A 25,148-nucleotide genomic window follows, 5' to 3' on the forward strand; every position below is an offset into this window, starting at 1 on the left:
CCCCGTGAGGGTTCGAGTCCTCTCGACCGCATCCCTAAGATCATCAGGTTATAAAATTGTTTTACATTTAAATCTTATTAAGCCACAATTGTAGCTTGATCAAAATGTTCAACTGCTTCCCATAGGATAACTTTTCTTTTACTGGCATAGATGGAATCCAGGATATTATTCCGATAAATGTGCTAGCATTAATAACGGCAGCAAAAAGAAAAGCAGCTTCGAGTGAAAACTGATCCCCAATAAATGATATGAATGGAACGCCTAAAACCATCCCCACAGTTAATCCTGTAAAAACTCTAGAAACCGCTGTGGCACTTTGTTCTTTAGGGACAGAGCTTGCAGCTGCCGCAAAAGCTAATGAGAAATAAACTGGATGGAGAAATGCAGGTAAAATTCGACAAAACAATAGGACAGAATAGTTGGGGGCGAATGCTGAAACAAGATTGGCAATTGCAAAAACAGCAATCACACCTGCTAAGATTTTTTTCGGTTGATTCCGGAAAATAATAAAACCATGAACGGACCAGAGATGGCAATGATCAGCGCAAATACCTATTGAGTGTAAAGCGTCAGGAAGTAGTAAAGCGTGCCAAATGATGCGGAGAATAAAGCGGTGGTAAGTCCGATATATTTCATTCCCAACCACAAGTGGACATGTGCATGTGGTTGGGATGATAAAACAGGTGACGGTACTGAAATGCCGGAAGATCGAGAAAGCCCCCCAAAGCCTGTTAACCTTTCAACAAATGCGGCGGGAAATGAGGCAGCACGTATTCACCCAGCTCTTGAATAACTTCGCCAGCCGGACGATCACTGTCAAACAGGGCGAAGAACAGGTGATTCACGCCAATGGAACGGTAGATTTCAAGCAATTCGACCAGTCTGTTCCGGCCTACGCGATAGCCAAGCCGGATTGGGGTTTCCCTTTCATCCGGGTTTTCCGCCAAATCAAGATGCATGGGCATCGAGAAAGGGCGGAAGACTTCATTCCCGTTACGGTCAGACGAATCACGCCATGCTGCTATGACTTCTTGCTGCCGCGCCGGTGCTTGCGGGTAGTACATCCAGCCATCGCCATTTTGACCAAGCCAATCCATGTCTTGCTGCGCAAAGCCGGTAACGATGGTGGGAATCCTGTTTTCCAGTTTCGGAACAAGCGTGGTTCGTTCCATCTGGCCATAGCTGGAATGAACCAAGGGGTATTCCTCATACAGTGCTTTTTGGAGATAGGAATAAGCTTCCCGGAACTGAGCGCCCCGGCCAGGGTGATCTACTCCAAGTCCGCGAAAGTCTGCCTGCCGGTCTCCGGAGGAGATTCCCATAATCAGTCTCTGGGGAAACAGTGCTTCTATTGTAGCAACCTCCTTCGCCAGCCGAAGCGGATGGCGAAGAGGCAGCACAAGGGCGGACGTCCCTAGAGCGATTTGTTTGGTCTGACTGAGAAGATGTGTTCCGTAAATCAATATGTCATAAATTTGGCCGACAGCCGGGTCCAGGAAATTCGGATCTTTCAAGATAACGTCCCGCAGCCAGAGTGCGGTAAAGCCGTAATTTTCAGCAGCTTGCGAAAGCTCCACCTGATGCGCCATCGTCGGCGCCTTCATCCGATAATTCTCCAGCGGGATGTGAAGGCCAAGCGTTAACTTACCTTCTTGGTACATCCTTTGATAGCTCTCATGAGAATCAAACATATCCTCGCCCCCGATCAATTCCGCTCAAGCTTAGCAGAAATCGCGGTGAGTACAACCGCAATGATAACCATTAAAGCCCCGATCCATGGAGTATGCACAAGTCCCATAGAATCAACAACAACCCCGCCGACAAAAGCGCCAATGGCGATGCCGATGTTGAAAGCCGCAATGTTAAGTGCTGAAGCGACGTCTACTGCCGAAGGAACATACTTTTCAGCCAGTTGGACAACATATAACTGAAGACCAGGGACATTCATGAATGCGAACAATCCCATCAAGATGATGCCAATCAACCCAGTGACTTTAAAGGGAATAAGGAACGTCAACAGAATAAGAACAGCGGCTTGCAAAATAAACATCATAAGCAGCGCACGGATCGGATTTTTATTGGCCCATTTACCGCCAACAGAGTTGCCGATTGCCACAGCAATACCATAGACGATCAGGATAATGTTAACCGCGCCTTGGCTGAATCCGGTAACATCTTGCAGGAGCGGGGTTAAGAAAGTGAAAGCGACAAACGTTCCTCCATAACCGAGCGCAGTGATCAGAAAGCCCAGAAGCAGACGGCCGTTCGTGATCAGCCGGAACATATCCGAGAATTTAGCAGGGGGAGCTTGCTTCAAATTACGAGGGATAAGTATGGCGCTCGCAATAATCGCAATAACACCCAGCAAGGCAACGCTCCAGAATGTTGCTCTCCAGTCAAAAGCTTGACCGATAAATGTCCCTAACGGCACACCTGTAACAATGGCAATCGTAAGACCGGTGAATACAAGCGCGATGGCACTGGCTTTTCTTTCAGGAGATACTAACTGGACAGCAATCGTCGATGCAATAGAGAAAAAGACGCCATGAGAGAATGCAGTAACGAAACGCGCAACGAGCAGCACCCCAAATGACGATGACATCGCGGCGGTCGCATTGCCGATGATGAAGAGCACCATCAGCCACATAAGCAAAGACTTGCGGTTCATGCGATTGGTGAGCGCAGTAATGATAGGGGCCCCCACAGCAACCCCGAGGGCATAACCTGTAATAAGCAGGCCGGCCAGAGTAATAGCGACATTCAAGTCGCCGGCGATGCTAGCAAGCAGACCTACGGGAACAAACTCGGTTGTTCCGATACCGAAAGCGCTGATCGCAAGAGCTAGGAGCGCCCAGTTTCCTGATTTTTGCGTCTCTTTTGCCTGAGACACGGATTGTGCAATGTTGCTCATATGAATTTCCTCCACTTTTTTTATTTGCATCGAATCGAAGTTCCATGCATTGAAATATTTATCTCATGGCGTTATTGTATATCTGTACGGCCCTTATGATAAGTACGTACTTTTAAGTAATGTAGGCACTAAAAAGTACCCTATCATGTTCAAGGAGGTGAACTGCAGTGTTCAATATTCCGGTTGAAGCTACTCTTGAGGTGATCGGAGGCAAATGGAAGGTCGTCATCTTATGTCATTTAGATAAAGGGGAGAAGCGAACCAGCGAATTAAAGAGATTAATGCCAGGCATTACGCAAAAGATGCTTACCCAACAATTGCGTGAACTGGAAGAGGACGGAGTCGTGAAACGTAGCATTTACGAGCAAATACCGCCGAAAGTGGTATACTCGCTAACGGATTACGGATGGTCTCTAAAACCAATTCTCGATACCATGTGCGCATGGGGGGAGAAGCATATGGAACAGACGGATGAAACCCCAATTGTTTTATCTTCCAAATAGATTTTAGGGTAACGTACTTATTCAATATTAATCGGTCAAAGTGGACTGTGCATTTTTATGCAGTCCGCTTTTTTTAGAAATTAAACCCATGATGAATCAAGTGAAGTACCATCCGCGGTTGGCCCAAAAGGAATTACAGCAATATTGCAAGAAAAATAACAAAGTATAACAAATTTTATAATTATTCTTAACATTCTTAAGTGAAAATGCCGAAATTTAGATTATAAATTAAAAATCAAGAATCAAGAAGAGGTGACACAGTACTCAAGGACAGTTTTACGAAAGAGAGTGAGAGGAAGGACGTTGGATTGAAACAAGGCAATTTCGGTCCAACTGCCTCGGTGGATGCCGAGAACTTATGTAAGGAGGAGTTAGGATGAATATAATGACAGCGGGAGTTATACAAGGTTTGATAGGAGCATCTGGATATATGAAAACTGCTGATGTTGCTATGGGGGTTTATGAAATTGGTAAAAATAAAAATGATGAAGCTGTTATGAACAGAGCTTTAGGTTATGCAACCGGCTCGTTAAGTAGTGCAACTGAATTCAGTAATGAGGCGAATAGAGCTTTAAAAGAGGCTCAAATCGAAGCCGGAAAGAAAGCAAAAGCCGAACGGGAGGAAGCTTTGGAGGAACGCCGTCGTGAAAAGGCTGCTGAATTGAAAGCCGAAGGTCAGACAGAGGGCTATTCATCAAAAGTGGATACCGTTGAAATTAGCGCAGAAGGTCTGGCTTCTCTTCATGCTGAATCTTATGCGGAGATTGATGCTCCCGTTGCAGCTGCTGCTGAAAAAACGGTTTCTCAACCTAAAGTATACTCACCACAAGGGGACATAATAATGGCGGCATCTGAACCTAGTGTAATTGTAAGGGTTTGATATGTTTTACTTTATCAAATGTACAGCTGCCGGTCGGAACTCCGTTCTCAAGATTATTCGGATCGGGTTTGCCGTCGTCATCCGTACACCAAGACTGGGTTTGAAAGGCCAGGAAATAAGCGACCCAGTTATCTTTAAACTGAATCAATACACAACCGTCGTGATACGTTCCGTTTTCCTGCGCCGCAATTCTGCTGTTTCCCTGGTTCATATGCACGTTGTGAATACCTGTCCGATTAAACAGAGTGCCATATACATACACAGTCGCGTTTGGGTTATCCAAAGCAAGCTTCATATTTTTGTCGATGAAATCATTCAAATCATTGTCCGGACCAGGTTGGTCATAAGGCACAATCAACATTTCATTCGGATTAAACAACCCGCTTCGTATAAAATCCACCGCAATCTCAGCGTTCACTCCGTTGTGATAGTCAATTTTATGAAACCCCGGTTCTAGCTCTGGAAGAATAGTTATTGCGCTGGCATCGTATTGATCAGAGACATAGTACAGCAAATCGGGCTTGGACACGTCAGTCGAACGAACATTAATTGGCACAGTGTATTTTCGCCCATTTTCCCCTTTCGCTTCAAGTATATAATGCGTCTTGTCGAAATCTCGCTCTGCACGTGTGCCAACTATCATTCCCTTTAAAACTCCATATTGAGATGGCATTTTATTGTTCCCTCCATACTATTGTATTTTGGTATATCCCGCTCGGAGCGCCGCTTGCTCCGTGAAGAAAAACACTCTCTTTTCGACAGCAACTTGTTTATATTGATCAGGATTAACATAGGTTTTCATTGTGAAATCACCCACATATTTACTTGGGTTTTCATCGGAAACACGTGCCCTGAACTCAAAAGGCAGTTCCAAATCCGGCGTTTTCCACATACCCAATTTTGTGTTTTTAGCTTGAAGCATCGTTTTTTGGTATTGCTCCAGCTTCGTGATATTCGGCCATATGAAATAGGTTACCGCATGTCCTTTCTTTAGCATTTCTTCGTTGATATCGACATCGTCTTTATAGATGTGGGCTAACAAGCGGCCATATCTATCTTTTTCCTCTTCTCCTACAGACAGCTTGACCTTGGTTCCCCGTGGTAACAGCGATTGAAGATAGGCTGCCGATTCAATGGCGATGTCGCCTTGACTCTCGCCGCTAAAGTTGGTTTCAGGCGCATCAATGGACAATAGCCGCACTTTTGTAGTGCCGAGCACTTTATCTTTTAAATGTACAGTGTCCCCGTCAACAACTTTTTGAATGACCGTTTCATACAGATGCCCGCTTTCATCAGCACGTACATGGAAGGGAGCATACCACAGTACGCTCATAGTAAATAACAACAGTATAAGTAATTTTTTAAAATAAGGGTTCAATGTTTTCATTTTTTATTCATCCTTTTTTCATTTTATTTTTCCTAAAGCATAATATGAGCTAACATTTTTGGCTATATTCTTCTAATTTATGTAAAATTAATTCAAGCTCATGCAAAATGTTAGTGGATTTTACGCAGCAGAATCAAATGGGTGATTCTTCGAAGTTAGGCTCCACTTTGGGCGCTATAGGTACTTTTAAGTGCCTGCGGTACTAAAAAGTACGTACTTACTATAACGTTCTGTTGGATTTATAATGAGCCTGCAGCGGGGCGAAGATGAATGAACCCAGTTCCCCCGTAAATGAGGCGCCGCCTCAACAATTTAACTCGAATAGATGAGAATGGAGGAAAGATTCAATGGCAAAAAATTTGCAAGATACAACTGCTCTCTATAATGGTGTGAGCATGCCGTGGTTTGGATTGGGTGTATTTAAAGTGGAGGAAGGTCCCGAACTTGAGAATGCAGTAAAGACGGCGATCAAACATGGATACCGCAGTATCGATACGGCGGCTATCTATGGAAATGAAGAAGGCGTCGGACGGGGAATTCGCCAAGGGCTTGAAGAAGCCGGGATTGGCAGAGAAGAACTGTTTGTGACTTCCAAAGTATGGAATGCTGATTTGGGATATGAGTCAACGTTGGCAGCCTATGAGACGAGCCTCAAAAAGCTGAATCTGGAATACCTGGATTTGTACCTGATTCACTGGCCGAAAGAAGGAAAGTTTAAAGAAGCCTGGAGAGCGCTGGAAACCATTTATAAAGAAGGCCGTGTAAAAGCGATTGGCGTAAGCAACTTCCAAATTCATCATCTTGATGAGCTAATGGTTGACGCGGAAATTAAACCCATGGTGAATCAAGTGGAGTACCATCCTCGTTTGACCCAAAAGGAATTACAGCAATATTGCAAGCAGCAAGGCATTCAATTTGAAGCTTGGTCACCGCTCATGCAGGGTCAACTCCTGGATAACCCGGAACTCAAAGCAATTGCGGATAAATATAATAAATCCATTGCCCAAGTGATTCTGCGCTGGGACCTTCAGAACGGCGTTATCACGATTCCTAAATCTACAAAAGAACATCGGATCGTTGAAAATGCCAGCGTATTTGATTTCGAATTAACCAAAGAGGATATGGAGCAAATTGACAGTCTGAATCAAAATCATCGGGTCGGTCCGGATCCGGACAACTTTGATTTTTAAGAGGAAGAAGTATACCGGCAATAGCAAAAGGGGACTGTGCGATGATCGGAATTGGTATTGAGCAATACGGCGATGAACAGCAGCTAAAGACAGTAGTTGTACCCACAGAACCGTTAGGGCCTGATGACCTCTTGATCTCAATAAAGGCAAGCGGGGTAAACCCCGTTGACTGGAAAGTACGGGAAGGGCTTTTGAGAGAAGACTTTCCGTACCAGCTTCCCCTTATTTTAGGCTGGGATGCATCAGGTAAGGTGGCCGTTGCCGGCTCCAATGTGAAGGATTTTAAAGTGGGAGACGATGTCTTTTTTAGACCGGAAATGGAAAAACAGGGCACCTACGCAGATGAAATCGTGGTACCTGCAAGCCTGGTCGCACCGATGCCTCAAGGTCTAACCTATGCTGAAGCGGCTTCGCTCCCCTTGGTAGGACTCACGGTATGGCAGGCTCTTGTAGAAGCAGGGAATGTTCAACCAGGGGATAAGGTGCTCATTTTAGCGGGAAGCGGCGGGATTGGTTCGATGGCCATCCAAGTCGCTAAAGCACTCGGCGCCTATGTGGCGGTGACAACAAGCTCCAAGAACATGGAATTCGTACGTGATTTGGGGGCGGATGAAGTTCTCGCTTACGACATGGGCGACTTGAATACAACAACAGAGTTTGACTTTATGCTGGATACGCTCGGAGGCTCATCTTATGGGGATGCTCTGAAATTTATGAAGAAAAATGCAGTGGTAGCTACAATTATTAGCGGGCGGGATGCCGTACGTCCTGATTATATAGATGCAGTGGAAGAAGAGCGCCAGTTGACGGTTAAGTTCGTATTTACTCGTCCGGACGGAAGGAATATGAACCATATCCGCGAACTTGTTGAAGCGCAAAAAATAAAGCCGATTGTGACCGAAGTTCTTCCGCTAACCATTGACGGGGCCAGAAAAGCTCACCTTTTAAGCCAGACAGGGCGGGCGCGGGGAAAGATCGTATTGAGTAGTAACAACTAATCTGCTTGATTAGTTGTTATTTAAAAATTTAGTAAGTGCAAATTTTCACAATTAAAAGTTAAGGAGAGGACCCATCATGTTTACGAAAATTTTTGAACCGGGCAAGATAGGCAATCTGGAAATTAAAAACCGGCTGGTCGTTCCGCCGATGCTGTCTGAATATGCCGAGGAAGACGGCAGACTGACTGAACGGTATATCAGATACTATGAGGAAAAAGCCAAGGGTGGCTGGGGCCTCATCATTGCCGAGGATAACGCGGTCGAACCCCGTGGGGCCGGTTTTAAGAATCTAGCCGGGTTATGGTCGGATGAACTGATGGAAGAGCATAAGGAATTGGTTGAACGGGTCCATAAGGCGGGAGCCAAAATAGCGGTCCAAATCTATCACGCGGGCAGAGAAGCTAGCAGTGCAGTCATGGGCATGCGGCCGATAGCCCCTTCAGCGATTCAAGATCCGACGCAGTCTGAAACTCCTGTTGAAATGACCACCGAGGAAGTAAAGGAGATGGTCGAGAAATTCGCGCAGGCCATCCGAAGATGTAAAGATGCAGGCTATGATGCCATTGAGCTTCACGGAGCGCATGGATATTTAATCAATCAATTCGTCTCCCCTTTCTCCAACAAGAGAACCGACGCCTATGGCGGAAACCTGATGAACCGGCTGCGGTTCCCGCTTGAAATTATTGCCAGAGCCAAGGAATTGGTCGGCGATGAGTTCCCGATGATTTACCGGATTTCCGCCGACGAGATGGTGGAAGGCGGACTGACCATCGAAGATACGAAAGTCATCAGTCAGGTGCTCGAGCAAAGTGGCATTGCGGCCATTCATGCTTCTGCCGGCGTCTACAAGACCGGAGCGATCGTCTCTGCGCCTACAGCGATCAGAACGGCCGTATTCTCCGACTATGCCAAAGAAATTAGAAAAGTAGTCAACATTCCGGTATTCGCCGTAAACAAAATTATTTATCCACATGTAGCGGAGTCGATTCTAAAGGAAGGCAAGGCGGATTTTGTGGCCATGGGCCGGGCTTCCACCGCAGATCCTCAATTCCCGAACAAGGTGAAGGAAGGACGGCTGGATGAAATCATTTTCTGCATCGGCTGCAGACAGGGCTGTCAATGGAGAATCGCTCAGCAAAACCCAGTGTCCTGCCTGGTCAACCCGTTCACAGGCAAAGAAGGTGAATATGAGGTTAAAGAAGCTGAAGTTAAAAAGAAAGTGATGGTCATCGGTGGCGGACCTGTCGGTATGGAAGCGGCTATTGTCGCAGCAAAACGCGGTCATGATGTCACCTTGTACGATAAGAGCGATAAGCTTGGCGGACAGTGGCTGCTGGCTGCAATTCCTCCCGGCAAAGAGCTCCTGAACACCTTTACGGTATGGCAAAAGGGCGAGCTTGACCGTTCAGGCGTAAAGGTCGTGTTAAATACAGAAGTAACGAAAGAATTCGTGGAGCAAGTGAACCCGGATGAAATCATCCTCGCTTCGGGAGCCACTCCAATCATTCCTGGAATACCTGGTGCAGACAAATCTCATGTATATACGGCCAATGATGTGTTGCTCGGAAAAGTGGATCTGGTGGATCAAGTGGTTGTCATTGGCGGCGGACTGGTAGGAGCGGAAACGGCAGAACATATTGCGGTTCACAATCGGAAGACCTCCATCGTTGAGATGTGTCCGGAAATTGCGGCCGACATGGAGCCTGCATCGAAAGAGTTCTTGATGAAATCCTTAAAGCATAATGAAGTGACCGTTCACGTGAATTCGAAGGTTCTGGAAATTACGGATACGCATGTAATCATTGAAACGGAAGAGGGACAACAATCTCTGCCAGCTTCTTTGGTCGTGTTGGCGATCGGATCAAGATCCAATAACGCATTGGCTTCAGAACTTGGTGAAAAGTACAACGTTAATGTAATTGGTGATGCTTCTGTTGTCGGTAAGGCTCTGGAAGGCATAAATCTTGCATACAAAACGGCCCTGGCTATATAATCTCTGGTGACTTAATAGAATGATTAAAGGACTGCGGTAAATGTGAAGTGTTCATTTGCTGCAGTCTTTTTCACTATTTCGACTAAATTATGGATGGTTAGACTCTTGAAATGATAACTATGCGATGATATATTATTAAAAATAAAACATACTAAACTTATTGGTGAAATAGCAATTACATATTCATTTCGCTGCCAACTGGAAAACCGGAGGCCCGTGTTAATGTTCAGCCATTAATCGGGTCTCCTTTATTTTTCAATTTAGGAGGTTGAAGCTGATGTCATCAGCGTTACCGTATAAGAAAGGTCTTCACAGCATTGATCCGTACATTCCCGGCAAGCGGCTGGAGGAGGTAGTGAAGGAGCTTGGGCTTCGCAAAGTGATCAAGCTGGCTTCCAATGAGAACCCTCTGGGCTGCTCCCCCCATGTCACGGAAGCGGCGGCGGCTGTACTGCAAGCTCCCTCCCGCTACCCGGACGGCGGCAGCTCGGAGCTCAAGGCTGAACTGTCCCGGCTCACCGGACTTGGGGCGCAGCAGTTCGTTATCGGGGCAGGCTCCTTTGAGCTGATTGCCTTTGTTGCGGAAACGTTCATCGGTCCGGGCGATGAGGCGATAATGCCGACTCCTTCCTTTTCTTGGTACGGTACGGTTACCAAGCTGCAGGAAGGCAGAATCATACAGGTGCCGCTAACAGCGCACCGTATCGATCTGGATGCCATTAAGAGAGAAATAACAGATAAAACAAGGGTTATCTGGCTTTGCAATCCCAACAACCCCACCGGTACGATCTTTACGGATGTAGAGCTTAGCCGATTCCTCAAGGATATTCCGTCTTCGATTGTGGTCGCCATGGACGAGGCCTACTGTGACTTTGTAACCGGCGGGGAGGGCTACCCGAATACGCTTGATTGGATCGGGCAATATCCGAATCTTATCGTTCTCCGTACCTTTTCCAAGATTTACGGGCTGGCCTCTCTGCGCATCGGGTACGCCGCCGCAAGCGAGGAAACAGCCGATTATATGAACCGATGCCGCCAGATTTTCAATGTGAACGCTGTTGCCCAAGCCTCTGCCTTGGCCGGATTAAAGGACGCCGGATTTCGGGAGAGAGTCTACGAGAACAACCGGCTGGGAAAGGAATATTTCTACAAAGCCTTCGGAGAGCTGGGATTGGACTACATTCCAACGGAAGCCAGCTTCATTATGGTGCATACCGGGCAGGACAGCGATACCTTGTATCAGCAGCTGCTGAAGGAAGGCGTGATCATTCGTCCCGGCTCGGCTTACGGGCTGCGGGAGTGGCTCAGAGTCAGCATTGGAACGATGGAGGAAAACCGCATATTTATAGAGGCGCTGCGCAAGGTGTTGAAAGCACCTGAGGCGGCGGGAAGCTCAAAGAACTATATAAGATGAACTTGAAAAATGTAATCAGTGTAAGGAGTAACGAAGGGGGAGTTTGGAACTGTAGGAGCGATAGCGATCGGCCGAAAGCTTTCCGAAGGAAAGCTCGCTTCGAAAGCATAAGCTGTCTCCGGATTTCAACCGCGAAGAGTGGGTTAAATCAAGAAATCTGGAGATGGGCAGCGGCCGGAAGTCCAAACGTTCCTCGTAGTTGCGACTGGTATCTGATGGGAGAATCTTTAGTTCATTTTATATAATTCGTTAAGGGATTTACATATTATTGAAGGGAGAGAATGAATATGATCTTGGCAAAGGCTCCGGAGAAGTACTGGAACGAACCGGGAATTCTCGCAAAAGGAGGAGAGATTATTGCCCCCATCGGCAAGCGGGCTTGGATACTGGCGGGAAAGACGGCTTTGTCCGTCGCCGGTGAGGCGTTACTGAAAAGTCTGGACGAAAGCGGTATTGTATACGAGATTCAGGTGTATGAAGGCTACTGCACCCTGGAAGATATCGATATTCTTGGAAAGGCGGTGCAAGCTTCGGCATCCGATGTGCTCATTGGGATTGGCGGCGGCAAAATTCTGGATACCATCAAGGCGGTGGGGGATAAGCTGAGCCTTCCGGTTGTAACGGTGCCTACCATCGCGGCAACTTGCGCCGCATGGTCAGCCCTGTCCGTCATCTATACCCGTCAAGGCACCCAGACAGATGGAATCGTGCTGGAGAGATCGCCGAAGGCGGTATTGTCCGACACGGCAATATTGGCGGCTGCGCCGCCCCGTTATATAGCGGCCGGGATTGCCGACACGCTCGTCAAATGGTATGAAGCTGCGCCCAATGTGGGAAAAGGACCAGGCAGCATTCACGCCAGAGCGGGACTGGCGACCTCCAAGCTGGCGCTGGACATTTTGGAGGAACTCTCCATCGACGCTTATCTGGCGTCAGGCCGCGGGGAGGTTACGGATGCCATAACCGAGGTAACCAATACGATCATTTTTCTGGCAGGCCAGGCTGGCAGCTTGAGCAGCGGCAGTCCGCGGGCTTATATTGCGCATGCCATTAACAACAGCCTGACCAAGCAGCATGAGACGCATATCCGGCTGCATGGCGAGAAGGTAGCGTTCGGTCTGGTCGTGCAGCTGGTTCTGGAAGGGTACAGTCAGACCAAGATCGATACCGTCGCCCGCCTGCTGCATGCTCTCGGGCAGCCGCTGACCTTGCGCGAGCTTGGATTTAAGGACAGCTTCGGGGACAAAGCGGCGCTGGTAGCCAAGGGCGTTACCCTTAACGAAGAAGCGGCTGCTGCGCTTCCCTTCAAGGTCAATGCAGAGCTTCTGGAGCAGGCTATCCTGAATACCGACCTAACCGGACAACGTATCGCAGAGCAGGAGCAGAACGCTTCAAGGCAGGTTCAGGCCGTATGACCCGGCCGCGCTATGACTTTGACAGACCGGTTGACAGGGACAATACCCTGTCGGCCAAGTGGAACTATATCAAGGAATCCGTAGGCGTAGAGGATGCTCTGCCTATGTGGGTAGCTGACATGGATTTCGAGACCGTTCCCGAGGTTAAGGCTGCGATCCTGGCCAGAGCGCAGCATGGCATATACGGATACACGGCACGTTCCAAGGGCTATTATGATGCGATTATCGATTGGAATCTTAAACGGCATGGATGGAAGGTGGAAAAGGAGTGGATTACCCACAGCAAGGGTGTGGTCAATGCATTGTTCACTGCCGTGCGCGCCTTCACCAAACCGGGAGACGGCATTCTCATCCAGCCTCCGGTTTATCCCCCTTTCTATCGCGCCATCAGCATGAATGATTGCAAGGCCGTCCTTAATCCGCTGAAGGTGGAAGAGGGCCGATACGTTCCCGATCTCGCGGACTTTGCAGACAAGGTCGGCAGCGGCAGGGTCAAGCTGTTTATTCTATGTAATCCGCATAACCCTGTGGGAAGGGTGTTCACGGAAGAAGAGCTTCGGACCATGGGCGAGTTGTGCTTGAAGCATGGCGTTATCGTCATATCCGACGAAATTCATTCCGATCTTCTGTTCAAGCCGCACCGTCATATTCCGTTTACATCCATCTCGGAGGCATTTGCACAGAATACGGTCGTGTGCACGGCTCCAAGCAAAACGTTTAATTTGGCGGGGCTCTCCACATCCAATATCATCATTCCGAATGATGAACTGAGACGCCGGTATGATGCAGCCAATGAGCAAGTGGCGCAAAAGAGCCATAACATATTCGGCGCAGCGGCCTGTGAAGCGGCATACAGGCATGGGGAAGAGTGGCTGGATCAGTTGATGTCCTACATAGATGGAAACCGGCAGTATGCGGTCGAATTTATTGAAGCCAGGCTGCCGCAGCTGAAGGTATACAATCCGGAAGGGACCTATTTCCTGTGGCTGGACTGCCGTTCGCTCGGTCTCGGTAATCAGGAACTGGAAAAATTTTTGCTGCACGAGGCAAAGCTCTGGTTCAATCAGGGATATACTTTTGGCAATGAAGGAGACGGATTTGTCCGGATCAATATCGGCTGCCAGCGTTCGACTGTGGAAGAAGCCCTGAAGAGGCTGGAGCATGCAGTTCACTCGCCGGTGAAGCAGGGATAGCTCGATCCAACATCTTGCTTTGCTCAAGGCAATCACCAAAAAGTCTATGGAGCCTACATTCCGTAGTCCGAAAAATCGGACACTCCCAACATCTCGGCAGATGCGGGAGTGTCCGATTTTTTTTGAAAAAATATTACTCAAAACCAGGGCGGAAGAGGCTGCTTATTAATATCCTCCACCGTACCCATAGCCAGGATAGTAAGGATAAGGTGGATAATAATACGGATAAGGTGTGAAAAATGGAAATGCAAAAAAGAAGAATGGGAACCGGCGTCGGCGAAACCGGCGAAATCTTCTTTGACCATAGCCAAATGCTCTGTAAGTATTGTCATTTTCCCGTTCTGTATCGTCAATCTCTTCGGGAACTAACATCGTGACGCCGTCGTCGTCCATACCATCGATAATACCATCAAACTGTGACCCGTCTTTCGTCTGTACAATAACATGGTAGCCCATATACCTTTGACATACTGCTTTTACATCGCCTCCCATTGGGTAAGCCGTCTTGCTTTGATTAGGATATGCTGGATTTGGATTGATCATTTGCCTATCCCTCCTTTACAACGTCATGATATTCGCCTATTCCGGGAAATGTTACTCTTTAGAGAAAATACGAAAAAGCCCCCTGGTGAAGGAGACTTTTGCACTCATCATGATCGAGTATCGGCTGCCGTCATTGTTGGTTTAAGTCCGGATATTTCTACGCTTTTTTGATTTGTCCGCGGATTTCTCCGTCCGGAAATTGTATCGTGTGGACATTCGCGTAAGTATTGCCGCGTTTCATTTCTTTGACCAAGGATTTTAGTGTCATCCCGCTCAGAGGCCCGACCAAATCCGCCGCAGTAAGGGTTCCCCGCACAACCCCTCTTCTTACAGAGATGCCAAACTTGCTTGGACCGAACAAGAATGCGACAACAGGACCGTTCTGCCCTCTTCTGCCTACATGGATATGGGCTTGAGTGACCCGAGAAATGTTTCTTACGACAAGTACGAACGCCAATCTCTTGCCGTCACGGCTTAGTCTGAACGTAGCGGTTCCGAAAGCTTGTGTCCGGACGGGAGGCACCTCTTCTCTGCCAGATAAAAAAGCTCTGAATATGCTCATGACACTTGCTCCTTTCGAAATAGATAGAATATCGTATTCCGGTTAGGAGGAAATGTCATGTTCGCAGGCCTATTTTGAACAAAAGGGCAAAGAAGATCATACTAATCCGTCGTAAATGGCATTACGGAGATCTATAGTATACTGGCCGGACATCCCTTCCAGCGTGGTATTCGTAAACGCTGCAACGCTAAGCTTCCGGATAGGATCAACGAACCAGTAATGGCCATATACTCCGCCCCAGCGCCACGTTCCCGGGGATTGCGGCGTCTGGGCGGCAGCCGGATCTGTCAGCACGGAGAATCCAAGGCCGAATCCGAAGCCCGGCGAGTCAGGAAGCGTCAAACCGGATGTCTGGCTGCGTCCCATCTCCGCAATGAATGCTGGCGTTAACAGCGGCTTGCCGCCGGTTCGCAGAGTTTCCAGAAGTTGCAGGATGTCGCCTGCAGTGCCGATCATTCCCGCGCCGCCCGATGGAAATGCCAGCGGATCGAAAGCACGGGCAGGATCGAGTAAAGTGCCGGATACCCCTTCAGATTTACCGACAATATCAGGCTCCCGCATGCGCCGAGGTTCGGGTGTATCATCCGCATAATTGGCTGCAAGACGTTTCGGGTCAACGACATTGAACGCCGTGTCCGTTAAGCCAATCGGCTCCGTCACTAGTGATCTGACCGCTTCGGGGAGCGGCGAACCATGTACGCTGGCAACAATTGCACCGAGCACATCCGCTGCGAGCGAATAGTTCCAGGCGGTTCCGGGGGCGAAGAGCAACGGTACAGAAGCCAGCCGCCGCAAATTTTCTTCGAGTGAAAGGTTGGAACGGTCCATTCCGTCGGAGACGCCGGCCTGATGGTAAGGGCCGTCCTCCGGTTCCAGAAAGCCGTAGCTAAGACCGGCCGTATGGCTCATGAGCTGGCGCAGCGTGATTATAGCATGAGTACCATCGGACAGACGCGGTTTGAAGTAGGGAAGCCAAGTGTCGATTGGCTTATCAAGATCGAGATTACCCTTGGAGACGAGCACCATTGCGGCGACCGAGACGACGAGCTTGGTTACCGAGGCAAGACGGAATAATGCATCCTCACGCATAGGCAGGTTCCTCTCACGGTCTGCCAATCCGGCGGCACGACTGTAACTAAGTTTACCGTCTAGAGCTATTTTCACTACCGTCCCAACCACCCGTTTTTCGGAAAGTGTACGGTCAATGACTTCATCAACTCGTGCTTGCAAGCCTGCTGCACCCATTTGATTTATTTCATAATTATTCAAAGATTGTCCTCCTTCCAAATGTCAGGGATAAAGAATATTATGGATCAGCATCCAGATCAAAACAATATGCAAAATCGGATATATGCCAAGTAATCGTGATCACTAAAAGTTTCAGAGATTATTGCGTTCCCGGAACCATACAATCTTAACAGAGATGCATACAAGTGCCAAAGCAGCAAACAGCAAACCGCTCCCAATGATTTCGTTTATACCCAAACCGGAAATAAACCAGCCTCCCACGGCTGTTCCTAGTGTAACTCCCAAGTTTGAAAAAGAGACATATAAACTGTTTGCAAATTCGGGAGCCTCTTGCGCTTCGGATGTCAGCCAGATTTGACTGACTATCAGTCCGCTGGTGTGAACGGCTCCCCAGAGAAGAATAGCGGCGATGACGGGAATAACGGAGCTTGATACAAAATAAAGAAGCAGGAAGCAGAAGCCTAACGCTACAGGATAAAACAGCACCGTTTTTACCATTTGAAGAGCGAGCAGCTTTCCCGCATACCAATTGCCCAGAACACCGCTGATTCCAAAAACTACAAGCATCAGGCTGATAAATGCCCCGTTCATATCGAATCTTTGCGTCAAATACTCGGAGAAATAACTGTATACAGAAAACATGGAGGAGAAGATAAAACAGTTTGCAGCCATATTCAGCAATAGCGAGGGTTTTCGCAATATGCCGAGCTGGTTGCCGAAAGATAGATGGTTAATCTTTGCGGATGGAGAGGGAACCATAATGCCAATCCCAATACAAGCGATCCCGTTTACAATCGCGGAGAATAAAAAAGAAGTACTTAGTGATAATTGATTCGCGATATAAGAGTTAAGCGGAATTCCCAGAACCATGCCTATGCTGACTCCTAGAAATACTTTTGCACTTGCTTTAGCTGCTTCTTCTTTTTGAGATAATGCCTCGGCCATTGCAAAAGCAATCGAAAAATAAACCGGATGGAAGAAGGCGGGGAGTACACGGAATAACAAAAGAATCTCAAAGCTGGGCGCAAAAGAGGAAACAAAATTAGAAACCGCAAATAATGCCATGATCCCCATCAACACTCTTTTTTGATTCGGTCTGGATAGGAGTAATGTCATCCAAGGACCAAGAATAGCAATAATGAACGCAAATGAACTGACAAGCATTCCGGCAGATACAGCAGATACATGGTACTTATTCATGACCATTGGTAAAGCTCCGACGATTCCAAGCTCCGTATAAATGATGCCGAATACCCCAACTGTAATGAAAAATAACGAATAGTTGCGTTTCATATCATCCCGCCTTTAATCTTTATATATGCATATCTATAAATATAGATATATTAGCCGTAAGCAGACAGCCCAAAATTCCAATGGGGCTGCCTATAAATGGTTTTTGATATAGTCGGTAAATTTACCGATATTTTCTTCATTCCTGCGGTAGTAAGTCCACTGACCAAAACGTCTAGATTCCAACAGCCCTGCATTTTTCATTAGCGTTAAATAGCTGGAGATCACGGATTGCGCAAGTCCTGTCTTCTCTTGAATGCTTCCTACACATATCCCTCCTTTGAAGTCGGCATCGGGTGGCAAGTAGATTTGAGGGCCAAAATGTACATCCGGACTCTTCAGCCAATCTAAAATTTGCACGCGGGTCTCGTTGGAAAGCGCCTTAAAAATCAAATTAGTATCCATGTTGCTTATTATATCTACTTATCTAGATATTTCAAGATGTATGAGTGAAACAATCTGAAATTCAATACAAAAATATGTGGTTCAGCCTGAAATTGACTGTCGCCCTCGCCACATAAATTCTCCTCTGCCATCAAAGAATGAAACCAATATCTATGTTGGCAAGGGAGATGAAATCATGAAGATAAATACGAAAGCCGTCGCTCTGTTGGTGATGGTGATAGGCCTTGTAGTTGGCGGTGGTCACGGAGATGCGGCAGTGTGGCAGGGTAATGAATCTGCGGGACACGAAGCCGCGGCCGATCCGAGTCAATCTTTTGATAAAAAAATGAATACTCTGAAGCCGTCCGCACGCACAGGCTCCGCCGTCCATCCGCGTATAGCCGTTATCATCGATGACTTCGGAAACGGTATGCGGGGGACGGACGAAATGTTCACTCTGCCGATCAAGTTCACCGTCGCGGTGATGCCGTTTCTATCCACCTCGCAGGCGGATGCCCGGCGGGCTCATGAGCGGGGCTTTGACGTTCTGGTGCATTTGCCGATGGAGCCGCGGCATGGCAAGCCGGAATGGCTCGGTCCGGGAGCCGTCTTGTCCAGCTTAAGCGATCAGGAAATACGTAAGCGGGTTGAGGCGGCGGTGGATAATGTGCCTTACGCGATCGGCATCAATAATCATATGGGCTCCAAAGTTACGGGAGACGAGCGGGTCATGCGCGCCGTCCTGTCCGTTTGCAAAGAAAGAGGCCTGTTCTTTGTGGACAGCCATACCAATTACCGTTCGGTAGTCGGCCTAGTGGCCGAGCAAATGGGCCTGCCCAGGGTGGAGAATCATGTCTTTCTGGACGACACCCATACAGCCGGTCACGTAACCCGTCAACTTCAACTGGCCGGGAAGTGGGCGCTGGACCATAAATACTGCGTAACAATCGGTCATGTCGGAATTCAGGGCAAAGAGACCGCCGCAGGAATCCGCAGCGGCATAGATGATTTAAAGAATCGCGTACAGTTCGTCGGCATTTCCGATCTGGTCAAGGACGAATGGAAATGGAGCTCCCGGCTTACATTTCCATAAGATAGGCGGCAATGCCGTCCGATATCGCTTCAGCGATTTTCTCCTGGCCTTTCGAAGTCGTCAGCATGGCCCGGTCGACCGGGCTGCTTATAAAGCCCGTCTCAACAATAACCGTTGGGGCGGTTATTTTATTAAGCAGATAGAACGGCTTTCCAGGATGAACATCTAATTCGATTCCATAAAGTAGATTTAGCTGATCCTGAATCGCTTTGGCCAGCAAGAAGCTGCGGCCTTCCTGACGGTATAGAACGATCGGTCCGTGCTTGGACGGAGTACGAGCCCAATTGATATGAACACTGACGACGACGGCGGCAGGCAACGTCTCGGCAAGCTCCTTGCGCTGGGCGAGATCGCGCATATGGCGGGAGCGGCTTTGAAGCCATCTGTTCTCATCGCTGGGCGCATAATCGCCGAACCGGTTCAGGACGGCGTCAAAGCCGTCCGCTCTCAGCAGCAGGAATAGCTTGCGGGAAATGGCGAGCGTCAAATCTTTTTCCAGGATGTCCCCGTGCGACGTACCGCCGTCAATACCCCCGTGACCGGCGTCAATCAGTATGATGCGGTGACCGTGGCCTATCAGTGTTTGACGTTGTTCATGCCGTTCGTCCGGCGTGGCGAAAGATGGGTGGGCAATACCCGCCAGCAGCGTTCCCGTAATAAGCAGGACAAGCAACGTCCTGGCCAGAGTTCTCCATTGGTTAGTCGGTATCAAGAGATAAACCTCCCTGTGTTGAATCCGGAAGCGTCAATAATCCTTGCTTCTGGCCTGTTCTTTTTTGGTTAGATTGTGCTTCAAAAGGCAGAATTATGCGGCCAGAGCCCGTTTAGGGCGGAGATAATCGGTGCAAACTAACCATTAAGGAGAGGATTACAGGAGGAGGTGAGTGCAGTGGCCTCGGACGGTGAAGATCTGGTTAAATACATTACTGAAAAAGTGGTCGACTATATGGAAAGCCCTCGCGACAGCCGCGGCCGGCACCGGGCAGACAGACAGCCGTGGAGCCAGAAATGGTTCGGAATGCTGCCGCTCGGTTTGGCGATGTGGCGAAGCAGCCGGAAGGTTAGGAATAAAGGGTAGAAATAATGAAATGTAAAATGGCGCGCAAAATGGGAATCTATTTTAGGCATCAATTGGCGTATTTCTTTTTCCATTTATCGCGCCATTCCTGGTAACTGAGCCCTGTTACTTCTTCTAATGTTTTACCGTCCAATGAGTAAACTGCCCCTGCTAAACCATCGACATCAGGAAAAGAGTAACCGCCAACAACCTTGCCTTCAGAAAGCATGATATAAACATTGCTCTTCGCTTTATAGATCTTTTTCAGCGGATGATTAGAAACCGTAAATGGATAGATTGTGATCTGTTTTCCAAAATACGTATCGGGTTCTGCCTTCTGAACGCCCCACGCCTGTTGATAGGGCACTGATTCCGTACTCCCGAAAAGTTTGCCTTTGTCTAAAGTGTAGCTGTAAACTTCACCTTTGCTGAAAGTGATGTTATAGCCTTGTGCAATTACGTATTTTTCGGCTGTTTTTTCATCAGCTGTGATATTTTTGCCGCATCCGGAAAGGATGAGCAGCACCAGCCCAATGATGAGAGCTGTATTTGAAAACCTCTTCATAAAGACACCTCACTTCATTTACAGTTGTGCTGTAACTAATAAAACGTATGATTTGAAAATATTGTTGCATTTACCTGTAGAAAAGCCCCATTTTCCGGCAAAAGCGGAGTATGGGGCTATATTGCTTTCAACTATGAATTGGTTTGCCAAAAATCTAGTTTGCCGCTTCTCCGTCGCCGGTGACATAGACCTGGAATTTGCCGCTTGCCTGAAGGGCGTCAAGCGGAAGAAACCGCCGGCTGCCAATATCTGTAGCGGCATAAGGGACCGGCCCGCCGGCTGCTGTGGAACTTGTCCACAGCTGATAACCCGTAATCATGAGCGGGGCTCCCAGGATGTCGTTCGCTCCGGCATTTGACCGGAACACAAGACCCTGCTGCTGCTGAAGAAGCTGTACGAATTCGCCTGCCGCCAACGGAGCGAGCTTTGGAGACGTCAGCCACAGCAGATTATCGTACGGATTACCGGTGTGTCCGGTTTGGAACATCGGCCCGGCTGTGATTTCGGATAATGATCCGGATGCCGTCAAGCCGTAGCGTCGTTCTGTTTGGGAGCTTCTTGCGACCGCATCAGCCTTGCTGACGTCCCAAGGAAGGATTTCCGGAACGACGGCATTCACATACAGCGTCTGCCCGTTCACCGTAACTTTCCAGTAGGGCAGAAGCGGCGCATACAGCGGAACTGATTCAAAGTTATCAAATATTGAATGGATAAGGCCCTGCTGCGCCAAGAATAGGCGCAGCTCGGTGACGGAATAGGGAAGACCTTCGGTATCCGCCCCATATTCGCTCAATGTGTATCCGCCGTTATCCGAGGCGGTAATGATCATATATCCGATCCGCTTATCGCCGCTGATGAGGTTGACGAGCCAACCGTGAGTTCCGGGTCCCAGCGGATGAATCGATAGTTTCGCCGTTTTCCATTCCTTAAAGGGGGCTTCATCCGCAAGCTTGTCGGCCGCTTCGCGAACAAAAGCCTCCAGGGAGTCCGGAACGGTGAGATTCTGCCGTTTGGGCAGCGGCGATAGGGCTGAATCAGCCGAGCGGGCAGCCTCGGCAGCCGCTGTGTGCGTCAATCCCAAGGATTTGGCGGCAGGAGCATCCGCAGCGGGAGGGCTGAAGGGGAATCCGGAAACGGCCGCTGTCAAGATCAATGCAAGAGTGAAGAGAAAGCACACACGCATCGCCGGGACGACTCGCTTTCTTCTGCTGCTCGGGTTCATTTGCGTTTGTTCACCAGTCCTTTTATAGGCTGCCGGAGCTGCCGAATTTTGTCCAAATCTACTATCATTCATTGTAGTGGACAAGCGCTGAAAAGGTTGTTGCAAGCTGTCGGGCTCATTCAAGGCGGATTCCGCTTTTTTTGGCCGCTTTTAGCGAGCCGGGTCGCTTTCTACTGCCTGCGGAGGTGAAACAGGCCGTAGACGACCGGCGATACGGAAATGTTCGGTTCATACTGCCAAATGGTTTCTTTGCGGCGGCTGGCATGCTGTTCTTGGGTAGCAAACCGCTTTTCTTCATCGGGTTCCTTCAGAAGCTCTTCATAATAAGCGTCTATAATCTCAAGCTCTTCTTGCAGACGCCGCCGCGCAGCCTCAGCCCAGCTGTAATCCTGACCGGAAAGCTTAGAGAGGATATGGCGTTCAAGCAGGCCGGCTCCCGAAGCCAGGGAGATTTCATAAGGCTGGATGTGGACATTCTCCGGCAGGCGCGGAGTCAGCTCAAGGGAGTCCAGAATAGAGCTGAAGTTCTCCCTAACTTCTCCGGTTAGCAGCGATACGCCGGTGAAATGCAGCTCCTCTCGTCTCAAATCGCAGCTAAGCTCCACCTTGAAGCAGACGGCGAGCCATGGCTCGTATGCGGCAGAGAAAAGGGTCATCCGCTGGAGATTTCCCGGAGCCTCAAACAGATGCAGACATTTCCCCTCGGTCTGCGCCGCGGACCAAATCTGGCGCAGCCGTCTGCTGCCGAACGTGATATCCTCACGGCGGATCAGCCCGGGGCCTAGACGCGGCAGCATCGGCGTTACCCCGAAGTAACGGGCAAGGATGCCGTCATTCGGCCCGTTGTTCGCAGCCGCGTTCCCGGCAGCGCTGATGGGTCCGCCAGCGGCGCCCCCGGCGTTCGCTCCCGGATTGCTCCCAGCGTCCGGTCCGGGATTTCCCCCGGGCGGGCGGGCGCCAGGGCCTTTCGCGTCGTTCGGCCCTTGGCTTGCTGCCGCTCCTCCGCCCCAAGGAGGCGGACTTGCCGGCGCGCCGTAGCCGACTGCCACGTTGTTTCCCCCGGCTGCAATTAACCCGGCGCCGCCCCTTGGCGTGGGGACACTCGCCGCCGCATCATACTTCTCCGGGTCAAACACGAAGGTAAAGGACAGCGTCTGCGGCTCCGCGCCGGTTCGCTCGACGAACCCCCAGTAGTAAGGCCGGTCAGTCAGCATTTGATCGGCGCGGGGGGAGAGCTTTACGGTGACATGAACCGGCGATTTTTCAATGATCTGGCATTCCGTCGCTTCCAGATAATCCATTACATGCTTCTGCACCTGCCGGGGGGTCATGGTCATGGCGCGGCCTCGCTTTCACTGAGGATTCCATCCTTCAGCTCGGCCAGCGTCTGGCCGAGCTGCCCTACTTTGCTGCGGATTTCTTCGTCGCTTTCGGCCTCCAGCATAATTTTGTACAGGCTTTTTTCCAGCGACTCCTTTTTCTCGAACCGTTCCAAAATCGTGTCCAGCCCGCCGATTACGGTCTCGAACAGATTGATTTTTTCATGCAGCAGATGCAGGATATGCTCCTCAATCGTACCGGTGGTGGAGAGGTTGTGGATGATGACATCGTTCTGCTGGCCCAGCCGGTGCACCCGGCCGATCCGCTGCTCGACCCGCATCGGGTTCCAGGGAAGATCAAAGTTGATCATATGGTGGCAGAACTGCAGATTGATACCCTCGCCTCCAGCTTCGGTGGCAATCATCACCTGGGCGCGTCCGCGGAACAGGTCCATCATCCAGTCTTTTTTACCGCGGTTCATGCCGCCGGAATAAGGGACGGAATGGATGCCGTGATCGCGAAAGTATTGAAGCAAATACTCCTGGGTCGCCCGGTATTCGGTGAAGACGATTACTTTTTCGTTCATTTCTTTAATGAGGGAAATGGTTTTCTCCGCCTTCGTATTCTCTTTTACCGTCCGGATCAGCTGGAGGAGCTCGATCATCCGTTCCCGGCGGGGCGAGTCCTCGGGCAGCTTTTTCGTCAGATTAACCAGAGTTACAAACACCGCGTCACGGCTGCTGCACACCTCCCGCTGCAACGTGACGAGCGACAGCATACTGCTTAAATTCCCGCCCGATTCCTGATACTGATCTTTGACAAAGGCGGTGACCCCGTCATATAATGTTTGTTCTTCGGGTGATAGTGTGAGGGGCACATTGCTGACCTTCCGCTTCGTAAAAGTGACCGGTCCTTCGCCCCTGCGGTTGCGGATCATCACTTTGGACAGCTCGCCCCGAAGCTGGTCTTCGTTCTTGGCCACGCGCTTGTCGACGACGAAATTAGCCGCAAAATCGCCCTGATTCCCGAGCTGGCCCGGCTTCAGCAGCGTAATGAGATTGAACAACTCGCCGAGGTCGTTCTGCACCGGAGTGGCGGTCAGCAGCAGGCAGTATTTTTTGCGGAGCTCCTGAACGAATTGGTAGTTGGTCGTCTTCTTGTTCTTCAGCTTATGGGCTTCGTCGATAATGAGCATGTCGTATTCTCTGGAGATCAGAAGCTCCTTGTGGGGATCGCGCTTGGCCGTATCCATGGATGCAACGACGATGTCGTTATCCCAGGAGTACGCCTTCTTTTGCGCCACGGCAGAAATGCCGAACTTCGTATTCAGCTCCCGGACCCACTGGAGCACGAGCGAAGCGGGAACGAGAATCAGTACCTTGGAGACAAGCCCGCGCACAAGATATTCCTTCAGCACAAGGCCCGCTTCAATCGTCTTACCAAGGCCGACCTCGTCCGCCAGAATCGCACGGCCCGACATTTCGAACAGCACCTTGCGCGCCGTATCGAGCTGATGGGGCAGAGGAGACAGCGTTGCCAGATGCTTCATGCACTGCAGCTCCTCGAAGCTTTCCACCAGGCCGGAAGCCTCGCCTTCCATCGCCAGCCGTGACAGCCTCCAGTCGCCCCAGGGGCCGCCTTTGTCCAATCGGGATTCCAGGTCTTTCAACCATTCACGTTCGAAGGAGATAGGCACGGGAAGAACGATATCCTGCCCTTGTTCTTGCTCCGGGTTGTTGCGGGGTACGTGAGTCATGAGAGCTGTCTCCTCCTGCGGGCCTAATGTTTACGTTTATGTTTACATAGTGAAATGTATAAGTAGTATGCGCGTAAAAGAGAGATTTCATAACTGCTATTTTTGGAGCCAGTCTCTAAAAACAGGAGAAACAAAGAGGAAATGCGGGCTGTTGCCGTGATTTTTCAGCGTGGGCCGCGATATTTCGCCAAAGACTCTTTCCACAATATATGGTATAGTTTAAA

The 25,148-nt window shown here is 49.4% G+C and carries 25 protein-coding genes; 10 read left to right on the forward strand and 15 right to left on the reverse strand.

The features are described 5' to 3' along the window. Positions 1–67: 67 nt before the first annotated feature. The 3 genes from PDUR_RS10875 to PDUR_RS10885 form a co-directional block, all read right to left on the reverse strand. Entirely contained in the window at positions 68–646 is a 579-nt protein-coding gene (locus PDUR_RS10875) for an MFS transporter (RefSeq protein WP_233277524.1), read from the reverse strand. A gap of 85 nt (positions 647–731) precedes the next feature. Next, on the reverse strand, positions 732–1,691 hold the full coding sequence (locus PDUR_RS10880) for an LLM class oxidoreductase (RefSeq protein ID WP_042206289.1): 960 nt from the start codon (positions 1,689–1,691) through the stop codon (positions 732–734). Positions 1,692–1,705: 14 nt separating this feature from the next. Then, a complete protein-coding gene (locus PDUR_RS10885) occupies positions 1,706–2,911 on the reverse strand; it encodes an MFS transporter (RefSeq protein ID WP_042206290.1) in 1,206 nt (401 codons plus the stop codon). 167 nt (positions 2,912–3,078) lie between these two features. Here PDUR_RS10885 and PDUR_RS10890 point away from each other — a divergent pair, with 167 nt between their 5' ends. Beyond that, positions 3,079–3,414, forward strand: a complete 336-nt coding sequence (locus PDUR_RS10890) for a winged helix-turn-helix transcriptional regulator (RefSeq protein WP_042206291.1) — start codon at positions 3,079–3,081, stop codon at positions 3,412–3,414. Between the two features lie 376 nt (positions 3,415–3,790). Continuing rightward, positions 3,791–4,294 carry a hypothetical protein gene (locus tag PDUR_RS10895; protein WP_042206292.1) on the forward strand — a complete coding sequence of 168 codons (504 nt, stop codon included), beginning with the start codon at positions 3,791–3,793 and terminating at the stop codon, positions 4,292–4,294. On the opposite strand, the gene PDUR_RS10900 is transcribed toward PDUR_RS10895, so the two are convergent. Both PDUR_RS10900 and PDUR_RS10905 read right to left on the reverse strand, forming a co-directional pair. Further along, entirely contained in the window at positions 4,272–4,967 is a 696-nt protein-coding gene (locus tag PDUR_RS10900; protein WP_052410169.1) for a YukJ family protein, read from the reverse strand. The two genes, PDUR_RS10895 and PDUR_RS10900, sit on opposite strands and share 23 nt — an antisense overlap. Positions 4,968–4,985: 18 nt before the next feature. After that, positions 4,986–5,681, reverse strand: coding sequence for a thermonuclease family protein (locus PDUR_RS10905; RefSeq protein WP_052410170.1), 696 nt, complete (start codon positions 5,679–5,681; stop codon positions 4,986–4,988). Positions 5,682–6,028: 347 nt separating this feature from the next. Between PDUR_RS10905 and PDUR_RS10910 the strand changes: the two genes are divergently transcribed. The 6 genes from PDUR_RS10910 (at position 6,029) to PDUR_RS10935 (ending at position 13,884) form a co-directional block, all read left to right on the forward strand. After that, positions 6,029–6,871, forward strand: a complete 843-nt coding sequence (locus PDUR_RS10910) for an aldo/keto reductase (RefSeq protein ID WP_042206293.1) — start codon at positions 6,029–6,031, stop codon at positions 6,869–6,871. A 41-nt stretch (positions 6,872–6,912) separates the two neighbouring features. Beyond that, positions 6,913–7,869: an NADP-dependent oxidoreductase gene (locus tag PDUR_RS10915; RefSeq protein ID WP_042206294.1), complete on the forward strand. Its 957-nt coding sequence runs from the start codon at positions 6,913–6,915 to the stop codon at positions 7,867–7,869. 76 nt (positions 7,870–7,945) lie between these two features. Next, positions 7,946–9,862, forward strand: coding sequence for an oxidoreductase (locus PDUR_RS10920; RefSeq protein ID WP_042206295.1), 1,917 nt, complete (start codon positions 7,946–7,948; stop codon positions 9,860–9,862). A gap of 277 nt (positions 9,863–10,139) precedes the next feature. Next, positions 10,140–11,276 carry a histidinol-phosphate transaminase gene (gene hisC / locus PDUR_RS10925; RefSeq protein ID WP_042206297.1) on the forward strand — a complete coding sequence of 379 codons (1,137 nt, stop codon included), beginning with the start codon at positions 10,140–10,142 and terminating at the stop codon, positions 11,274–11,276. Between the two features lie 287 nt (positions 11,277–11,563). Then, the gene (locus PDUR_RS10930) at positions 11,564–12,691 is read left to right on the forward strand and encodes an iron-containing alcohol dehydrogenase family protein (RefSeq protein ID WP_042206298.1); all 1,128 of its coding nucleotides are present in this window, start codon (positions 11,564–11,566) and stop codon (positions 12,689–12,691) included. Next, positions 12,688–13,884 carry a MalY/PatB family protein gene (locus tag PDUR_RS10935; RefSeq protein ID WP_042206299.1) on the forward strand — a complete coding sequence of 399 codons (1,197 nt, stop codon included), beginning with the start codon at positions 12,688–12,690 and terminating at the stop codon, positions 13,882–13,884. Before PDUR_RS10930 ends, PDUR_RS10935 begins: the two co-directional genes overlap by 4 nt. A gap of 165 nt (positions 13,885–14,049) precedes the next feature. Here PDUR_RS10935 and PDUR_RS10940 read toward each other — a convergent pair whose 3' ends face one another. The 5 genes from PDUR_RS10940 to PDUR_RS10960 form a co-directional block, all read right to left on the reverse strand. Then, the gene (locus tag PDUR_RS10940; RefSeq protein ID WP_052410171.1) at positions 14,050–14,427 is read right to left on the reverse strand and encodes a hypothetical protein; all 378 of its coding nucleotides are present in this window, start codon (positions 14,425–14,427) and stop codon (positions 14,050–14,052) included. Positions 14,428–14,584: 157 nt separating this feature from the next. Continuing rightward, positions 14,585–14,983 carry a CHRD domain-containing protein gene (locus PDUR_RS10945; RefSeq protein ID WP_179945205.1) on the reverse strand — a complete coding sequence of 133 codons (399 nt, stop codon included), beginning with the start codon at positions 14,981–14,983 and terminating at the stop codon, positions 14,585–14,587. A 102-nt stretch (positions 14,984–15,085) separates the two neighbouring features. Beyond that, complete coding sequence (locus tag PDUR_RS10950; RefSeq protein ID WP_330217257.1) at positions 15,086–16,258, reverse strand: serine hydrolase domain-containing protein; 1,173 nt, start codon at positions 16,256–16,258, stop codon at positions 15,086–15,088. Between the two features lie 111 nt (positions 16,259–16,369). After that, positions 16,370–17,530 carry an MFS transporter gene (locus PDUR_RS10955; protein WP_042206301.1) on the reverse strand — a complete coding sequence of 387 codons (1,161 nt, stop codon included), beginning with the start codon at positions 17,528–17,530 and terminating at the stop codon, positions 16,370–16,372. Between the two features lie 90 nt (positions 17,531–17,620). Next, positions 17,621–17,932 carry an ArsR/SmtB family transcription factor gene (locus tag PDUR_RS10960; RefSeq protein ID WP_042206302.1) on the reverse strand — a complete coding sequence of 104 codons (312 nt, stop codon included), beginning with the start codon at positions 17,930–17,932 and terminating at the stop codon, positions 17,621–17,623. A 175-nt stretch (positions 17,933–18,107) separates the two neighbouring features. Here PDUR_RS10960 and PDUR_RS10965 point away from each other — a divergent pair, with 175 nt between their 5' ends. Then, on the forward strand, positions 18,108–19,004 hold the full coding sequence (locus tag PDUR_RS10965; protein ID WP_042206303.1) for a divergent polysaccharide deacetylase family protein: 897 nt from the start codon (positions 18,108–18,110) through the stop codon (positions 19,002–19,004). Here the strand turns inward: PDUR_RS10965 and PDUR_RS10970 are convergent. Next, complete coding sequence (locus PDUR_RS10970; protein WP_233277525.1) at positions 18,991–19,716, reverse strand: N-acetylmuramoyl-L-alanine amidase; 726 nt, start codon at positions 19,714–19,716, stop codon at positions 18,991–18,993. The two genes, PDUR_RS10965 and PDUR_RS10970, sit on opposite strands and share 14 nt — an antisense overlap. A gap of 177 nt (positions 19,717–19,893) precedes the next feature. Here PDUR_RS10970 and PDUR_RS10975 point away from each other — a divergent pair, with 177 nt between their 5' ends. Then, a complete protein-coding gene (locus PDUR_RS10975; RefSeq protein WP_042206304.1) occupies positions 19,894–20,082 on the forward strand; it encodes a YqzE family protein in 189 nt (62 codons plus the stop codon). A gap of 49 nt (positions 20,083–20,131) precedes the next feature. Here PDUR_RS10975 and PDUR_RS10980 read toward each other — a convergent pair whose 3' ends face one another. The 4 genes from PDUR_RS10980 to PDUR_RS10995 form a co-directional block, all read right to left on the reverse strand. After that, positions 20,132–20,626 carry a hypothetical protein gene (locus tag PDUR_RS10980; RefSeq protein WP_042206306.1) on the reverse strand — a complete coding sequence of 165 codons (495 nt, stop codon included), beginning with the start codon at positions 20,624–20,626 and terminating at the stop codon, positions 20,132–20,134. Between the two features lie 154 nt (positions 20,627–20,780). Further along, positions 20,781–21,848 carry a hypothetical protein gene (locus PDUR_RS10985; protein WP_042206307.1) on the reverse strand — a complete coding sequence of 356 codons (1,068 nt, stop codon included), beginning with the start codon at positions 21,846–21,848 and terminating at the stop codon, positions 20,781–20,783. Between the two features lie 170 nt (positions 21,849–22,018). Further along, the gene (locus tag PDUR_RS10990; protein ID WP_052410172.1) at positions 22,019–23,185 is read right to left on the reverse strand and encodes a YqhG family protein; all 1,167 of its coding nucleotides are present in this window, start codon (positions 23,183–23,185) and stop codon (positions 22,019–22,021) included. Beyond that, positions 23,182–24,924, reverse strand: a complete 1,743-nt coding sequence (locus PDUR_RS10995) for a DEAD/DEAH box helicase (RefSeq protein ID WP_042206308.1) — start codon at positions 24,922–24,924, stop codon at positions 23,182–23,184. The genes PDUR_RS10990 and PDUR_RS10995 overlap by 4 nt, the downstream gene beginning before the upstream one ends. Positions 24,925–25,148 lie beyond the last annotated feature (224 nt).

The sequence above is a fragment of the Paenibacillus durus genome (assembly GCF_000756615.1).
Classification (GTDB): Bacteria; Bacillota; Bacilli; order Paenibacillales; family Paenibacillaceae; genus Paenibacillus_AQ; species Paenibacillus_AQ durus.

Coding starts and splice junctions, on each gene's coding strand:
- PDUR_RS10880 (WP_042206289.1), bottom strand. CDS start 1,691: ATGTTTGATTCTCATGAGAGCTATCAAAGGATGTACCAAGAAGGTAAG.
- PDUR_RS10885 (WP_042206290.1), bottom strand. CDS start 2,911: ATGAGCAACATTGCACAATCCGTGTCTCAGGCAAAAGAGACGCAAAAA.
- PDUR_RS10895 (WP_042206292.1), top strand. CDS start 3,791: ATGAATATAATGACAGCGGGAGTTATACAAGGTTTGATAGGAGCATCT.
- PDUR_RS10900 (WP_052410169.1), bottom strand. CDS start 4,967: ATGCCATCTCAATATGGAGTTTTAAAGGGAATGATAGTTGGCACACGT.
- PDUR_RS10905 (WP_052410170.1), bottom strand. CDS start 5,681: ATGAAAACATTGAACCCTTATTTTAAAAAATTACTTATACTGTTGTTA.
- PDUR_RS10910 (WP_042206293.1), top strand. CDS start 6,029: ATGGCAAAAAATTTGCAAGATACAACTGCTCTCTATAATGGTGTGAGC.
- PDUR_RS10915 (WP_042206294.1), top strand. CDS start 6,913: ATGATCGGAATTGGTATTGAGCAATACGGCGATGAACAGCAGCTAAAG.
- PDUR_RS10920 (WP_042206295.1), top strand. CDS start 7,946: ATGTTTACGAAAATTTTTGAACCGGGCAAGATAGGCAATCTGGAAATT.
- hisC (WP_042206297.1), top strand. CDS start 10,140: ATGTCATCAGCGTTACCGTATAAGAAAGGTCTTCACAGCATTGATCCG.
- PDUR_RS10930 (WP_042206298.1), top strand. CDS start 11,564: ATGATCTTGGCAAAGGCTCCGGAGAAGTACTGGAACGAACCGGGAATT.
- PDUR_RS10935 (WP_042206299.1), top strand. CDS start 12,688: ATGACCCGGCCGCGCTATGACTTTGACAGACCGGTTGACAGGGACAAT.
- PDUR_RS10940 (WP_052410171.1), bottom strand. CDS start 14,427: ATGATCAATCCAAATCCAGCATATCCTAATCAAAGCAAGACGGCTTAC.
- PDUR_RS10955 (WP_042206301.1), bottom strand. CDS start 17,530: ATGAAACGCAACTATTCGTTATTTTTCATTACAGTTGGGGTATTCGGC.
- PDUR_RS10960 (WP_042206302.1), bottom strand. CDS start 17,932: ATGGATACTAATTTGATTTTTAAGGCGCTTTCCAACGAGACCCGCGTG.
- PDUR_RS10965 (WP_042206303.1), top strand. CDS start 18,108: ATGAAGATAAATACGAAAGCCGTCGCTCTGTTGGTGATGGTGATAGGC.
- PDUR_RS10980 (WP_042206306.1), bottom strand. CDS start 20,626: ATGAAGAGGTTTTCAAATACAGCTCTCATCATTGGGCTGGTGCTGCTC.
- PDUR_RS10985 (WP_042206307.1), bottom strand. CDS start 21,848: ATGAACCCGAGCAGCAGAAGAAAGCGAGTCGTCCCGGCGATGCGTGTG.
- PDUR_RS10990 (WP_052410172.1), bottom strand. CDS start 23,185: ATGACCATGACCCCCCGGCAGGTGCAGAAGCATGTAATGGATTATCTG.
- PDUR_RS10995 (WP_042206308.1), bottom strand. CDS start 24,924: ATGACTCACGTACCCCGCAACAACCCGGAGCAAGAACAAGGGCAGGAT.